This is a genomic window from Pseudomonas svalbardensis (genome assembly GCF_030053115.1).
GTDB classification, from domain to species: Bacteria; Pseudomonadota; Gammaproteobacteria; order Pseudomonadales; family Pseudomonadaceae; genus Aquipseudomonas; species Aquipseudomonas svalbardensis.
In genome coordinates, this window is sequence record NZ_CP125619.1 from 5,883,202 (window position 1) to 5,898,458 (window position 15,257).

The 15,257-nt window shown below is 60.6% G+C and carries 12 protein-coding genes; 6 read left to right on the forward strand and 6 right to left on the reverse strand.

Features of this window, described 5'->3' with window-relative positions; all coding sequences use genetic code 11:
* Positions 1–58: 58 nt before the first annotated feature.
* The 6 genes from QFX16_RS27240 to pilG all read right to left on the reverse strand — a co-directional run bounded on the left by QFX16_RS27240 (position 59) and on the right by pilG (position 10,055).
* The gene (locus QFX16_RS27240; protein WP_283182021.1) at positions 59–514 is read right to left on the reverse strand and encodes a chemotaxis protein CheW; all 456 of its coding nucleotides are present in this window, start codon (positions 512–514) and stop codon (positions 59–61) included.
* A complete protein-coding gene (locus tag QFX16_RS27245; protein ID WP_283182022.1) occupies positions 507–6,413 on the reverse strand; it encodes an Hpt domain-containing protein in 5,907 nt (1,968 codons plus the stop codon). Before QFX16_RS27245 ends, QFX16_RS27240 begins: the two co-directional genes overlap by 8 nt.
* 52 nt (positions 6,414–6,465) lie before the next feature.
* Entirely contained in the window at positions 6,466–8,523 is a 2,058-nt protein-coding gene (locus tag QFX16_RS27250; RefSeq protein WP_283182023.1) for a methyl-accepting chemotaxis protein, read from the reverse strand.
* A gap of 145 nt (positions 8,524–8,668) precedes the next feature.
* Entirely contained in the window at positions 8,669–9,217 is a 549-nt protein-coding gene (locus QFX16_RS27255; RefSeq protein ID WP_283182024.1) for a chemotaxis protein CheW, read from the reverse strand.
* 10 nt (positions 9,218–9,227) lie between these two features.
* Positions 9,228–9,593 carry a twitching motility response regulator PilH gene (pilH, locus tag QFX16_RS27260; protein ID WP_008068134.1) on the reverse strand — a complete coding sequence of 122 codons (366 nt, stop codon included), beginning with the start codon at positions 9,591–9,593 and terminating at the stop codon, positions 9,228–9,230.
* Between the two features lie 57 nt (positions 9,594–9,650).
* Entirely contained in the window at positions 9,651–10,055 is a 405-nt protein-coding gene (gene pilG / locus QFX16_RS27265) for a twitching motility response regulator PilG (RefSeq protein ID WP_008152601.1), read from the reverse strand.
* 234 nt (positions 10,056–10,289) lie between these two features.
* On the opposite strand from pilG, the gene gshB reads away from it, so the two are divergent.
* The 6 genes from gshB to pyrR all read left to right on the forward strand — a co-directional run bounded on the left by gshB (position 10,290) and on the right by pyrR (position 15,244).
* Entirely contained in the window at positions 10,290–11,243 is a 954-nt protein-coding gene (gshB, locus tag QFX16_RS27270; RefSeq protein ID WP_140675026.1) for a glutathione synthase, read from the forward strand.
* A 77-nt stretch (positions 11,244–11,320) separates the two neighbouring features.
* Positions 11,321–12,220, forward strand: coding sequence for an energy transducer TonB (locus QFX16_RS27275; RefSeq protein ID WP_283182025.1), 900 nt, complete (start codon positions 11,321–11,323; stop codon positions 12,218–12,220).
* 313 nt (positions 12,221–12,533) lie between these two features.
* Positions 12,534–13,463, forward strand: a complete 930-nt coding sequence (locus tag QFX16_RS27280) for an IS110 family transposase (protein ID WP_283182026.1) — start codon at positions 12,534–12,536, stop codon at positions 13,461–13,463.
* Between the two features lie 184 nt (positions 13,464–13,647).
* Positions 13,648–14,220 (forward strand): YqgE/AlgH family protein, encoded by a 573-nt coding sequence (locus QFX16_RS27285; RefSeq protein WP_046045231.1) that lies wholly within the window; start codon positions 13,648–13,650, stop codon positions 14,218–14,220.
* Positions 14,220–14,657 (forward strand): Holliday junction resolvase RuvX, encoded by a 438-nt coding sequence (gene ruvX, locus QFX16_RS27290; protein WP_005792259.1) that lies wholly within the window; start codon positions 14,220–14,222, stop codon positions 14,655–14,657. The genes QFX16_RS27285 and ruvX overlap by 1 nt, the downstream gene beginning before the upstream one ends.
* 83 nt (positions 14,658–14,740) lie before the next feature.
* Entirely contained in the window at positions 14,741–15,244 is a 504-nt protein-coding gene (pyrR, locus tag QFX16_RS27295) for a bifunctional pyr operon transcriptional regulator/uracil phosphoribosyltransferase PyrR (RefSeq protein ID WP_033060467.1), read from the forward strand.
* Positions 15,245–15,257: the final 13 nt, after the last annotated feature.

The following is a 15,257-nucleotide window of genomic DNA, read 5'->3' on the forward strand; positions in this document are numbered from 1 at the left end:
GGGATTTGTGTACGACGGAGATCCAATGTGGGAGCGAGCTTGCTCGCGATGGGGCCAGTCAGGTCAACCCGGCATTCACCAGTAACTCCTCCAACGCCAGCAAATCCGGCACCTTGGCCACTTGCTCGCCCACCTGCACCGCCGCCTGTTCCAGCGAACATAACGGCACATCCACATAGCTCAGCTGACTATCAAGCTTGTAAGACCGTGGAATCCCCTGCACCAGCAACGCAATGAATTTCAGATCGGGCCGCCCACCGAGAGCATTGAGGATGACGATCCGAGCCCGCTCACCGATGACGATTTTCTGTCCACACGCCGACTCGAAACTCAGCAACGGTATCTGCCGGTTCCGCCACATGACCCGCCCGAGGTACCACGGCGGCGTGTCGAGGTCGAAGGCGCTGGGTTGGTAATCAATAAGCTCCGCAACCGCGACGTTGGGCAAAATCAGGTTGCGGTCAGCCAAGGGCAGCAACAGGCCGGTGAGGTTGCTGGTGCGGTGCTCAAGCATGGGTTTTGCTCCACAGGGTGATGCTTTCGAGCAGCACCGATTCCTGGTACGGCTTGCCGAGGTAGTCGTTGACGCCGATGGCCATGGCGCGGTCGCGGTGTTTCTGCCCGGTGCGGGAGGTGATCATGATGATCGGCAGGTGCTGCAGACGTTCGTCGGCGCGGACCTGGGTCGCGACTTCGAAGCCGTCCATGCGCGGCATTTCGATGTCCAGCAGCATCAGGTCAGGCATGTGATCTTCAAGCAGCAGCATGGCGTCGACACCGTCCTTGGCGGTCAGCACGTTCATGCCGTGGCGTTCCAGCAGACGGCTGGTGACTTTGCGCACGGTGACCGAATCGTCGACCACCAACACCAGCAATGGCTTGTGCGGCTCGACCTCCGCCTCCTGAGTCGCTGACTGTTGCGGCACTCGGGCCTGCATCGCACGGATCGGCGCCAGCAAATCGAGAATCAGCACCACCCGCCCATCGCCGAGAATCGTGGCCCCGGACAACCCCTGCACCGCCGCGAATTGCGGGCCGAGGCTTTTGACCACGATCTCGCGAGTGCCGGCCATGGAGTCGACTTGCACCGCGATGTGCCGCTCGTTGCACTGCACCAGCAACACCGGCAGCGGCAGGCTCTGACCCAGCAGTTTCGGGCGGTGGCTGGTTTTCAGCAGTTCGCCGAGGTAGCACAGTTCATAGTGTTGCCCGGCGTATTTGTAGGTCGGCGGATCGAGCCGGTAATGCCCTTCAAGTTCGTTGGGCAGCACGCGAACGATGCCGTCGATGGTGTTCAGCGGGATCGCGTACTGATCATCAAAGCACTGCACCATCAGCGCCCGGTTGACCGACACGGTAAACGGCAGGCGAATCCGGAAGTGCACGCCCTGCCCCGGCACAGAGTCGATGCTCATGCTGCCGCCGAGCTGCCGGACCTCTTCATGCACCACGTCCATGCCGACGCCGCGTCCGGAAATCTGGGTGATTTTCTCGGCGGTGGAGAACCCCGGTTGCAGGATGAATTGCAGCACATCGCGGTCGCTGATGTCGCTGTCCGGGGCCAGCAACCCGCGCTTGATCGCCTTGCGCCGCACCGCGTCCAGCGGCACGCCGGCACCGTCGTCGCGGATGTCGAAAATGATGTCGCCGCCCTCTCGCGACAGGTCGAGCGTGATACGACCCTGAGCCGGTTTACCCGCCGCGATACGCACCTCGGCGGATTCCAGGCCATGATCCACGGCGTTGCGCAGCATGTGTTCCAACGGCGCGGCCATGCGCTCGAGGACGTTGCGGTCCATCTCGCCTTCGGCATTGCCGACGATGAACTCCACATCTTTCCCCAACTCGCCGGAGACCTGGCGGACGATCCGCTTCAAGCGCGGCAGCATCCGTTCGAACGGCACCATGCGCGTACGCATCAGGCCTTCCTGCAATTCGGTGTTGATGCGGCCCTGCTGTTGCAGCAGGTTTTCCGCGTCCTGATTGCGTCGGTCGAGGGTTTCCTTGAGGTCGAGCAAGTCGGAGGCGGATTCGAACAGCGCGCGCGACAGTTGCTGCAACTGTGAGTGGCGGTCCATTTCCAGCGGATCGAATTCTTCGTAGCCCAGGCGTTCGGCTTCGACTTGCTGACGGCTGAGAATCCGCCCTTGGGTTTCGGTGTCGAGCCGGCGCAATTGGTCGCGCATGCGCTCGATGGTGGTTTCCATCTCGCTCAGGGTCACCCGCGCATCGTTGACCTGTTGTTCGATCCGGCCACGGAAGATCGACGTTTCGCCGGCCAGGTTCACCAGATCGTCGAGCAGTTCTGCCGAGACCTTGACCATGTCCGCGCCGGCATCGGGTTGCGGTGCTGGCGGCTCGACTTTCGGCGTAGCGGACACCACGACCGGTGCCGGTGTTTCGGGCACTGCCGGATGACTGAAATTCTTGATCGCGTCGATCAGTTGATCGGCGGGCGGCAATGGCTGACCGGCACGGGTCGCGTCGAGCATCTGCGCCAGTCGGTCGTGACTGCTTTGCAGCAAGCCGAACAACGCGGCGGTGGGTTGCAACACGCCAGCCGACAGGCCTTCGTAGAGAAATTCCAGTTCATGGGCGAGGTCGCCAATCGGCGCGATTTCCACCATCCGCGCGCCACCCTTGAGGGTGTGTAAATCACGCAGCAGGGTTTCCACTTCCTGACGATTTGACGGCTCGGCCTGCCAGCGCACCAGCGCCGCGCCGGAGTTTTCGATGATGTCGAAACCTTCCTCAAGGAAGATCTCCAGAAGTTCCGGATCATGCCCCGGTGAATCCTCGGCCCGTGCCGGTTCGACCGTTTCAACAGCGCTGGCATTGCCCTGGCGAAACTCGCGAATGGCCTCGATCACCTCACCCGGATCGCCCAATGGCCGCTGGTTCTGCAACTGGTCAAGCAGCTGCGCGAGCCGGTCATGACTGTGTTGCAGCAAGTGCGCCAATGCTTCGCTGTAGGCGAAGCGGCGGTCCACCAGACCTTCGTAAAGGGTTTCCAGTTCATGGGCCAGCTCACCGACCGGCTCGACCTCGGCCATCCGCGCACCACCTTTGAGGGTGTGCAAATCTCGCTGCAACGACAACAACGGCGCAGCGTTGTCCGGGTCGCTCAGCCAGCGCTGCAAGGCCTGGCCGGCGCTTTCGAGGATATCCACCGCCTCTTCGAGGAAGATCGAAACGATCTCATCGTCCAGCTCAACCTGGGTCGCGGTCTGCTCCAGTTCGGCCGTGGCGCTACCCAGTTCCCGAATGCTCAACGTGCGGCTACCATCGCTGCGAATCAGCCCCATCGCCGACGGGTCCAGGCTCTCATCGAGCAACCCGCGCAAGGCCCGAATGCGCTCCGGTTGCGGGCTGACTTCCTGGCCGGCGGCCAGTTCGTCGAGCATGTTGATCAACGCTTCATGGGCACTTTGCGCCTCATGGAAAAACTCCTCGCTGACCGCCAGACTGCTTTCTTCCACCGCACCATAGAGGTCGAGCAAGGCTTCGCAGAGTTCATCCACCGGATGCAGATCAGCCAGGTGGGCGCCTTCGCCGAGGGTGGTCAATTCATCCAGCAATGCGCTGAGTTCCTGACGCTCGCCGGGATGTTGCTGCCAGCGTTGCAACAGGCTTTCGGCGTCGAGCAGGATGTCCATGCCTTGGGCGAGGAAGTTGTTGATCAGTTGCGGATCACGCTTGATGCGCAACCCGGTATTCGGTGCACTCAGGAGCGTTTCCAGCCGCTCGGCCAGCAACGCCTGGGTTCGCTCGATCAATGAGCGGGCACCGGGAATATCCGCCAATGGATCAGTCTTGAGCTGTCGCAACCCGAGACGGAACAGTCCTTCGGCTTCGAGTAACAGTTCGACTTCGTCCAGGTCCAGGGCGAGCAGGTGCGCCTTGTACTCTCGGGCCAGATGATCCAGCGGTGTTGCCAGCTCGGCGATCGGCAATACGCCAGCCATGGAGGCGCTGCCCTTGAGGGTATGCAGCGCCCGCTGCAACTCGTCGCTGGCCTGCAATGGCACGTGCTCGGCGGCTTTATCGAGGAAGCGGTTGAGGCTGCCCAAATGGGTTTCGGCTTCGTTGCGGAAGATCTCAAGGAGCAGCGGATCGAGGGCTGCGACGTCTTGTGCGTCCTCGTCGAGTATCGGCTCGTTGCCCTTGGCCAAGGCGTGGGCGCGTGCGGCCAATTGGTCAACGTCGTTGCGCTGGCGCTGAGCATGGTTGGCAAACTCGGCCACCAGTTCCGGCAGCAGATTAAGCGCATCGCCCAGCAGTTGTTGCACCGCCGGCCCCGGCGGAACGCTGTGTTCCAGCACACGGTTGAGCAGGTTTTCCACGGACCAGGCCAATTCGCCCAGCACCAGCGCGCGGACCATCCGGCCACTGCCCTTGAGCGTATGGAAGGCCCGGCGCAGTTCGCTCAGGGCCGATTTATCGTCGGGATTAACCGACCAGCGCGGCAGGTACTCGCGGAGGATTTCCAGGACTTCATCGGTTTCTTCGAGGAACACTTCCCGCAGCTCATCGTCCACCGGTTCTTCACCGGCGGGCGGCGGCAGCAAGCTTCCCGGGGTCGTCAGGGCAGGCGGATTGACGGAGGACACAGGGCTGGCCAATACATCGGCCAGTGACTTGACGGTCTCAGGGTCATCCAGTTCCTGCAGATCCTGCATGACCTGCGCTTCACTCGGGCTGAGCACATCTTCAAGCACCGGCACCTGCTGCTCGCTGGGGAAAAAGCCGAGTGAGGCCAGGCTCTTTTCCGCGACGTCGAGCAACTTTTCGCCCGGCGCTTCGGGGTCGTCGCTGAGGCGCTCCAGGTAGTACTCGATGCTGGTGATGACGTCGGCCAGGCTGTCCAGTTCCTGCCAGCCGGGATGATCCGGATCCAGCAGCAGGTGCTCGCGGATGAAGTGGTTGCACGTTTCGATCAGACTCGCTGCACGGCTCAACGGAATCATCGCCAGCGCACCGCGCACCTGGGTCAGCAAGGCCGGCAATGGCTGCAAGTGCTGGCGGTCCCAGTCGGCGTCGATGTAGTCGACGATCATGTCCTTGGCCTGTTGCAGGCAGATGCGCACTTCCTTGATCACGATCTGATGGATCTGGGTCAGGTCGGTGGTCGGCAGGCGGCTTTCTTCCTGGCTTTCCGGCTCTACGGTGCCGACCATGCCGGCGAGGGTCGCCTCGACGTAGAGCAAAGCACCGGCGACGTCCATCAGGATCGCGTCGTTGGGCTCACGCTGGCCCTGAACGAGGCTCAGCACCACCGCCAGTTGGTCGATGATGACCTTGCGTGGCTGGCCGAAACCAAGCACCGCCAGGGTGTCGGCGATTTGCCGCAGGGGCGCCAGCAGGCTTTCGAGGTCCGAGGTGTGCTGGCGGTCGCTGCGCACGAACAGGTCCAGGCGTTCCTTGACCCGCACCAGCTCTTCACACAAAGCGGCCAACACCGAGCGCATGGCATCGCGGTCGGGGCCGGCCAGCCGTGCTCGTTCTTCGTCGACCATCGCGCTGTCAGGCAGCGCGTCGTCCAGTCCGTAGCGATCTTTCATGGTCAGCATCTGCCCGGTGGGATGTTCGGCCTTGGCAATGTAGAACAGCAAACTCTTGAGCAACTCCAGCGGTGCTGGCTGATTGATTCCGGGCATGCCCTGTTCGAGCAGGCGCTTCAGTTCTTTGTCGGCCTCCTTGAACAGACTGCGCAACGCCGGACTGTTAGCAATCGAGCCGCCGCGCATGCCTTCGACCAGCGCCGAGGCGACTTGCCACAACGGGCTCAGGGGTGCGTTGCCGCACAGTCCTTCGAGGCGCGCAAAGACCTTGGTCAGGTAATCGAAGTTGGTTTCGCCGTCCTGCTCACGCAGCAATCCGACCAGGGCCATCTGCAACATCTGCCGCAACTTGCGCAGCACATTCGGTAAATCCGCCGGTTCCAGCAGCGCCAGCGACTCTTCGTCCAGGGGCGGCAGGTCCGGCAATTGCGGGCTGAACAGGCTGGTTTCCGACAACAGGCTTTCGCCACGGGCGCTGCGCAGATCGTTGATCAGTGGCAACACGACCAGCGGCAGGTCGCGGCGCGCACCTTGCACCCGGTCGAGGTAAATCGACATCTGCCCAAGGGCTTGCAGCAACAGGTGGAGCGTCTCATCGCGATGACTGACGCGGTTCTGTTGCAAGGCGGTGGTCAGATGTTCCATCTCTTCGGCGAGCAGCGCCGCGCCGTAGAACTCGACCATCTGCAAACTGCCGTGAACCTGATGGACGCACGCCAGGCATTCACTGAGGGCGTGCGTCGCCTGCGGGTCATCAAGCAACGTTTCAATCGCCTGGTGAGCCACTTTCAGCGTTTCGGCAATCTCGCCTTTGACCCACTCGAGGGCCACATAGTCGTGCCGATCACCCATAACCACTCCAAATCACTGCTCTACTCAAAAAAAGCATTCGCTCGCAGGCGTTTCACACTGTATCCGCAGCCTGCGCCTTGGCGGCCGGCAAGGTAAAACCGGACACCGAACGCCGCAGCTGGCTGGCCATTTTCGCCAGGTTGCCAATGCTCTCGGCGGTGGCGGTGGAGCCGGACGAGGTCTGCGTGGTGATCTGCTGGATCACGTTCATTGTCAGGGAAATCTGACCGGCCGAAGACGTCTGTTGCTGCGCTGCGTTGGAAATACTCTGGATCAACGCGGCGAGGGTCTTCGACACGCCTTCGATTTCTTCCAGGGCCACTCCGGCATCCTGCGCCAGACGAGCGCCACGCACCACTTCGGTGGTGGTCTGTTCCATGGAAATCACCGCTTCGTTGGTGTCGGTCTGAATCGCCCGCACCAGGGTTTCGATCTGTCGGGTGGCGGCGGACGAGCGCTCGGCCAGCCGCTGGACTTCATCGGCGACCACCGCAAAACCGCGCCCGGCATCACCGGCCATGGAGGCCTGGATCGCCGCGTTGAGCGCAAGGATGTTGGTTTGGTCGGCAATGTCATCGATCAAGCTGACAATGTCGCCGATTTCCTGAGAGGACTCACCGAGGCGTTTGATGCGCTTGGCGGTGTCCTGAATCTGCTCGCGAATATTGTCCATGCCGTGGATGGTGTTGTGCACCACCTCGTTGCCCTTGTTGGCGATTTCCACCGAGCGTTCGGCCACCGCCGATGATTCGGCGGCGTTGGCCGAGACCTGATCGATGGACTGGGCCATGTCGTTGATCGCGGTGGAGGCTTCGGCAATCTGCTGCGCCTGATGCTCCGAAGCCTGGGCCAGGTGCATGGCGGTGGCCTGGGTTTCCTGCACGGCAGCAGCGACCTGGCCAGCGGTGAGGTTGATGGTCGCCACCAGATCGCGCAGTTGGTCCACGGAATAGTTGATCGAGTCGGCGATGGTCCCGGTGAAGTCTTCGGTCACCGAGGCGGTCACGGTGAGGTCGCCGTCTGCCAGGTCTTCGATCTCGTCGAGCAGGCGCATGATCGCGTTCTGGTTACGCTCGTTCTTCTCGGCGGTTTCGCGCAACTGACGATTGGTTTCGCGAACCATCACCAGGCCAATGAGGATGATCGACATCAGTGCCAGCAGGCCCAGTACGTAGCCGCCAATGGTGTCGGTGTCGCGCCCGCCGGCCAGGTTTTCGAAACCGCTGGCCAGGTGCGAGGCTTCTTCGAGCAGGGTCTGCGACAGGGTGAAGATATTGGTGGCCGATTCACGGACCTTGAACAGCTCCGGCGAGGTTTCGAGGATTTCATCCACCGAACCCGAGACGAATTCGAACAGCTCGGAAATCTCGATCAACCGCGCGCGCGCATCGCGGTCTTCAACCTGGCTGACTTTCAGTGACGGATTGCCCTGGAGCATGCCGTTGAGCACCTGGCCGAATCGCGCCGCATCACGACCGAAGGCGTCGGCGGCCTGCTGCGAGTTTTCATCACCGGACAGCACGGTGTTCACCGCGCCGAGAATCCGCTCAGCCAATAGCGACTGGCGCTGCGCCATGGCCACCTGTGCGGCCGGGGCACCGCGCTGGAGGAGGGTTTCGACGACTTTTTCGTACTCGACCTGCAACTGCGGCACGGTTTCGGCCAGGGTCGCGGCGACTTGATGCAGCGACAGCACGGTCTGTTCGCTGGAGAGGATCGCGTCGGTGTTTTTCAGCAAGCGTTCCCAGTCCAGTTGCACGGCGCGCATTTCCGGGCGCACGGTGGACGGCGCCGGCGGCAGGCCGGTGGCGGGATCGCCTTTCTTCAGATAGCCCCAGCGTTGGGCAAAGTCATTACGCGCATCGCTCAGCAACTTGAACGCCGCCGCCTTGCCGGCAGCGGCTTCGGTGGCGTTCTTGGCGATGCGCTGGGACAACACGCGCAGCTCACCGGCGTGGCCGATGTACTGTTTGTCGTACGTGGCCTGGGTGTTGAGGTACGCGAAGTTGGCGAACAGCAGCATGATGAAGACGATCAACGCGATGAACAGCGCGATGATCTGTGACCGGCTGCGCGACCCTTCTGGCTTGCCTGTTTTTGCTTTTATCATCGGTAACCAACACCCTTAAAGATTGCCGAAGAACCTGTGGGAGCGAGCTTGCTCGCGATGACGGACTGACAGTCAGCATCTATGTTGATCGATAAACCGCCATCGCGAGCAAGCTCGCTCCCACATTGAATATGGGCCATTGCGGTTATAGCGCGACGTGCATGAAGCTTTGCGACTGCACCAACGCAAACGGGCTGAACACCTGCCAGGTCTGCTCACGCTGAAACTGGCCTTGGATGAACGGTGCAATCGGGCCGCTCAAGGTATCTACCGGTTCCAGGCTGTCCTGGGCAAAGTGCTGCAAGCCGAAAACCTCATCGACCATCAACCCGGCAAACACATCGTTATGCTCGACCACCAATACCCGGCGCTGCTTGCGCACGGCTGACAGCTCATGCCCAGGCTCATTACCAGAAAAGAAGCCGCACAAGTCGATGATCGGCAACAGACGCCCGCGCAGGTTGGCCACGCCCTTGACCCAGGGCCTGACCCCCGGCAGCTGGGTACACCTCGGCTCGTGCAACACTTCGCTGACTTCGCCCATGGGCGCGACGTACCAGTGCTCGCCCAGACGGAAGCCGATGCCGCTCCAACTGTCTTGTCGGGTCGGCTGGGACGGCAAATCCGCCGCCAGCAGACGACAACGCTGGTCGATCTGCAGGAGCAGTTCGAAAGCCGTCAGCGACTCGGTCATGGCCGGACGATCAACCGGCCAGCACGTTGTTCAGGGTCTTGATCAGGGTCTCTTCGTCGACCGGTTTGGTCAGGTAGTCCTTGGCGCCCTGGCGCGTGCCCCAGACCTTGTCGGTTTCCTGATCCTTGGTGGTGATTATGATCACCGGGATGTGCCCGGTTTCCGGGTCTTTGGTCAGCTGACGGGTCGCCTGGAAACCATTGAGGCCAGGCATGACGATGTCCATCAGCACCGCGTCAGGTTTTTCCTGACGGGCCAGGGCCACGCCGTCGGCGCCGTTTTCGGCTTTCAACACTTCATGACCGTGCTTTTCCAGCATGCCGGTCAGTTTGTACATTTCGGTCGGCGAATCATCGACGATCAGAATACGTGCCATGGTCTTCCCCATTTTTGTCGACGCCGGGCCCGCTGGCCGAGCGTCACTGTGCGTGTGCTACTGCGGCAAAACGGCGGCGAAGCCCGGTACATGGGCCTGGATCGCGTTCAGCAGTTCTTCCTTGCTGAAAGGCTTGGTCAAAAACTGGTCGGAGCCGACGATGCGCCCCTTGGCCTTGTCGAACAGCCCATCCTTGGACGACAGCATAATCACTGGCGTGGACTTGAACGCACTGTTGTTCTTGATTAAAGCGCAGGTCTGATAACCATCCAGACGCGGCATCATGATGTCGACAAAGATGATGCCGGGGTGATTATCGGCAATCTTGGCCAGGGCATCGAAACCATCGATGGCGGTGATCACTTCACACCCCACGTTCTTCAACAGCGTTTCGGCGGTACGGCGAATCGTCTTCGAGTCGTCGATCACCATGACCTTCAAGGCGCTGGAATGCTGTTCCATAAATGCTCTGCCGTCGCCTTTGCGAATCAAATTGTCCATTTCCGATAACCGGAGGCTCGAAACCCTTGATGTTCAAGGGCCAGCGCGATATGGCAGCCTTTTTAGCACAGTCTCCAAAACCAATCTATCGGCCAACCCTGGCAGTGGTTTTTCCTTGACCGGGAACACACTCAGCGCCACTCTGACGCCACTTTTGCAGGTCACTGCGACCCACCCAATTTCGAGGAAAAACCCATGAGCGTTCGCGTCGGGATTGTCATGGACCCTATCGCCAGCATTTCCTATAAAAAGGATAGCTCGCTGGCCATGCTGCTGGCCGCACAGAAGCGCGGCTGGGAACTGTTCTATATGGAACAGGGCGATTTGTACCAGGCCGAAGGCGAAGCGCGGGCGCGGATGCGTCCGTTGAAAGTCTTTGCCAACCCGGAAAAATGGTTCGAACTCGACGCCGAAACCGACGCGCTGCTGAGCGATCTGGACGTGATCCTGATGCGCAAGGATCCGCCGTTCGACATGGAATTCGTCTACTCCACCTACCTGCTGGAGCAAGCCGAACGCGCTGGCGTGCTGGTGGTCAACAAGCCGCAAAGCCTGCGCGACTGCAACGAGAAACTGTTCGCCACGCTGTTCCCGCAGTGCACGCCGCCGACCATCGTCAGCCGTCGCCCGGATGTACTGCGTGAATTCGCCGACCATCACGGCGACGTGATCCTCAAGCCGCTGGACGGCATGGGCGGTTCATCGATCTTCCGTCACACCGCTGGCCACCCGAACCTGTCGGTGATCCTCGAAACCCTGACCCTGCACGGCAAACAGCAGATCATGATCCAGGGTTACCTGCCGGCCATCGTCGATGGCGACAAGCGCATCCTGATGATCGACGGCGAACCGGTGGATTACTGCCTGGCGCGAATTCCTGCCGCCGGTGAAACCCGTGGCAACCTCGCCGCCGGTGGCCGTGGCGAAGCCCGACCGCTGACCGAGAAAGATCGCTGGATCGCCGCACAAGTCGGCCCGACCCTGCGCGAAAAAGGCCTGCTGTTCGTCGGTCTCGACGTGATCGGCGAGCACCTGACGGAAATCAACGTCACCAGCCCGACCTGCATTCGCGAGATTGATAACGCGTTCGGCACCGACATCGGCGGCCTGCTGATGGATGCCATCGATCAGAAGCTCAAGGCCCGTTGATATAGAACAGCCAAGAAACGACCAACATTGCGTTATCATCCGCGGCCTGTGAAAAACGCGATGTTGGTTTTTTTGTCATGACGCTCCCGTCCGATCTGCCCGCTGAACTCGCCCATCGTGGCGTGCGCCCGGCTGATCGCCTCGGTTTTACCCTATTTCTCGCGGCGCTGATTCACCTGGCCTTGCTGTTGGGCGTCGGCTTTACGATGGTCGAACCCAAGCAAATCAGCAAAACCCTGGAAATCACCCTCGCCACCTTTAAAAGCGAAAAGAAGCCTGAGAAGGCCGATTTCCTCGCTCAAGAGAATCAGCAAGGCAGCGGCACCCTGGATAAAAAGGCAATTCCCAAGACCACCGAGGTCGCGCCTTTCCAGGACAACAAGGTGCAGAAAGTCACGCCACCGCCAGCGGCCAAGCCTCAAGTGCAGGAAGCCGCACCGAAGGCAGCCGTGACGACCGTCGCGCCCAAGCCGAAAAAGGCCGCGGCCAAAACCGAAGAACCCAAACCCGTCACCAAACCCGCAGTCGCCGCTCCGACGTTCGACAGTGAACAGCTGTCCAGCGACATCGCCAGCCTGGAAGCGGAGCTGGCCAGCGAACAACAGTTGTATGCCAAGCGCCCGCGCGTCCATCGCCTGAGCGCCGCGTCGACCATGCGCGACAAAGGCGCCTGGTATAAGGACGAGTGGCGCAAGAAGGTCGAGCGCATCGGCAACCTGAATTACCCCGACGAAGCGCGACGCAAGCAGATCTACGGCAATTTGCGCCTGATGGTTTCGATCAACCGTGACGGCTCGCTCTTTGAAGTGCTGGTGCTGGAGTCATCCGGGCAACCGCTGCTGGATCAGGCGGCGCAGCGCATCGTGCGGCTGGCGGCGCCGTTTTCACCGTTTACCGGGGATTTGTCGGATATCGATCGTCTGGAAATCATCCGGACCTGGAAGTTTGCCCGTGGGGACCGGTTGTCCAGCAACTGACACCCCACAAATCCCCTTGTGGGAGCGGGCTTGCTCGCGAATGCGTTCAATCATTCAACATTAATGTCGACTGGCACGATGCCTTCGCGAGCAAGCCCGCTTGTGTCTTGCGCAGGAATTAGACTGAGGATGAGAGCGGTGAATGGCAAGCTGAATGCCCGGAGTGCTTAAAGCACGTGTGGGAGCCCATGCTGCCATTCACCTCTCCACTCTGGTTATTGAGCCCGAACAGTTGAACGAGCCTACCTCGAACATTTACAAGCGTGGTGCCCAGCCAGAGTGCTCTCACCTTTGAGTGTAAGAGGATTCAGCTATGTTTTCCTGCGCAGGCATCGACGTTGCCAAAGATACTCTTGAGGTTCGGATTAACCCGCAAGACGTTGGCGCAAGTTACCTCAATACCGCCAGTGACTTCCTTGCGCTGATTGATTGGTTAAAGCGCTACCAGGTCAACCGCGTATTGCTGGAAGCCACCGGCGGCTATGAGCGAGAGGCCATGAAAGCGCTTCAGGCTGCCGGCTTCGAAGTCTTGCGGATCAACCCTCGCCGAGCCAGGGATTTTGCCAAGGCCATGGGGCAGCGCGCTAAAATCGACCCGATAGATGCGCGGCTTCTCGCGCAGTTTGCCGAAGTCATAAAGTCGCCAAGCAACCGAATCACCAGCCCTGAACAGGACAACTTACGTGCGCTGGTACAGCAGCGCGAAAATTTTGTTCAGCAGCAAGGCGACGATATACGGCGCCTTAAAACAGCCTCTGTAGACCGGGTAAAACCCTGTCTGCAGAGGCATATCGACTATTTATGCCAAGCCATAAAGTCGATAGAAAAGCTGATCCGTCAAACTGCTAAAGACCTGGACAGTGATAAAACGGCCCGTTTGTGCTCGGTCAAGGGTATAGGGCTCGTGACGGCAGCCAGCTTGATGGCCTACTTACCCGAACTGGGCGAGGTTGGACGGCACGAGATTGCAGCGCTGGCAGGCATAGCCCCCTACAACGATGACAGCGGCAAGCATGAAGGTCCGCGCCATATTAGCGGCGGCAGGTTTGCTGCGCGTCGCGCGATGTACATGGCGTGCTGGGTGGTGATTCAGCGACAGCCTGAGTTCAAAGCGCGGTATGACGCACTGCGTCGTAAGGGCAAATGCGCAAAAGTAGCGCTCATCGCCTGTATGCGCGTGCTGCTGATACGACTGAACGCCATGATCCGAGACCGAACTGAGTGGAAACAACCCTTGGCCTAAAACGGGTCGCGGTGTTCCTGTAGGGCATCGCATGGCGTAAAGCTGTGGGAATTCAGCTGTCTATCAATATGCCTTCAAAATAAAGATCATCAAGACAGTTGCTCCCACATTTGATCTGTGTCGACTGCCAAATTGCGCCATCCTCAGCTTGTCAGTTCGCCCCTCCAACGCCACACTAGCGCTCATGAAGAACGTCAGCCCCAGCTACCTCAAGCATCAATTCCTGATCGCCATGCCTCACATGGTCGACCCGAACTTTGCGCACACCTTGACCTACATCGTCGAACACACGGCCAATGGTGCCATGGGCCTGGTGGTCAATCGTCCGCAAGACCTCAACCTGGCCGATATCCTCGAGCAACTGCGCCCCGACATCGAACCGCCGGTGCTCTGCCAGCATGTGCCGATCTTCATCGGCGGCCCGGTGCAGACCGATCGCGGTTTTGTTCTGCACCCCTCGGGGCAGAGTTATCAGGCCACCGTCGAGCTCGATGAGAAACTGGCTCTGTCGACCTCTCAGGATGTGCTGTTCGCCATCGCCGACGGCGTCGGTCCGGCGAAAAGCCTGATCGCCCTCGGATACGCTGGCTGGGAAGCCGGGCAGCTGGAAGCCGAACTGGCCCAGAACGCTTGGCTGACCTGCCCGTTTGATGCCGATATTTTGTTCAACACCAGCAGCGAACTGCGCCTGGAAGCAGCGGCCAAGCACCTGGGCGTCAACCTCAGCCTGCTGACCAGCCAGGCGGGACACGCCTGATGGCCCTGCGCCTGATTTTGGGTTTCGACTACGGCACCAAACAGATCGGCGTTGCGGTCGGCCAGGTGATTACCGGCCAGGCCCGCGAGCTGTGCACCTTGAAGGCACAAAACGGTATTCCCGACTGGAATCAGGTCGAAGCCCTGATTAAAGAGTGGAAACCCGATGCCGTGGTGGTTGGCCTGCCCTTGAACATGGACGGCACGCCGAGCGACATGTGCCTGCGCGCCGAGAAATTCGCCCGCCGCCTGAATGGCCGCTACAACCTGCCCTTCTATACCCACGATGAACGCCTGACCACTTTCGAAGCCAAGGGTGAACGACGTGATCGTGGCGGACAAAAGGGCAGCTACCGCGACAACCCGGTGGACGCCATCGCCGCCGCCCTGCTGCTGCAAGGCTGGCTCGACGAAAACACCGCACTGTTCGAATCCTGAAGAGCCGCTGCAGCGTCTCTACTTAGCTACAACCCGAGCCACCTCTCCAGCAGAACCCGGCTCGGGCCCAAGAAGGAGCAACCATGAGCCTGCCCAATCCCGTTGAACTGATCAGCCAGATGGCGACCCGGCTTGACGCCTATCTGGCCAAACGTGGCATCAGCGAACCGCGCTACATCGGTATTCGTACCGGCGGCGTCTGGGTCGCCCAGGCGTTGCTCGATGAACTGGGCAGCGACTCGCCCCTCGGCACCCTGGACGTCTCCTTCTACCGCGACGACTTCAGTCAGAACGGCCTGCACCCACAAGTGCGCCCTTCGGCGCTGCCGTTCGAGATCGAAGGCCAACACCTGGTGCTGATCGATGACGTGCTGATGAGCGGCCGGACCATCCGCGCCGCCCTCAATGAGCTGTTCGACTACGGCCGCCCGGCCAGCGTGACATTGGTGTGCCTGCTGGACCTGGACGCCGGCGAGCTGCCGATCCGCCCGAACGTGGTCGGTGCGACCCTGTCGCTGGCAGCCCACGAACGGGTGAAACTGTCCGGCCCGGAACTCAAGCTCGAACTGCAAGACCTCGCCCTTTAATTCGCCCTATTGA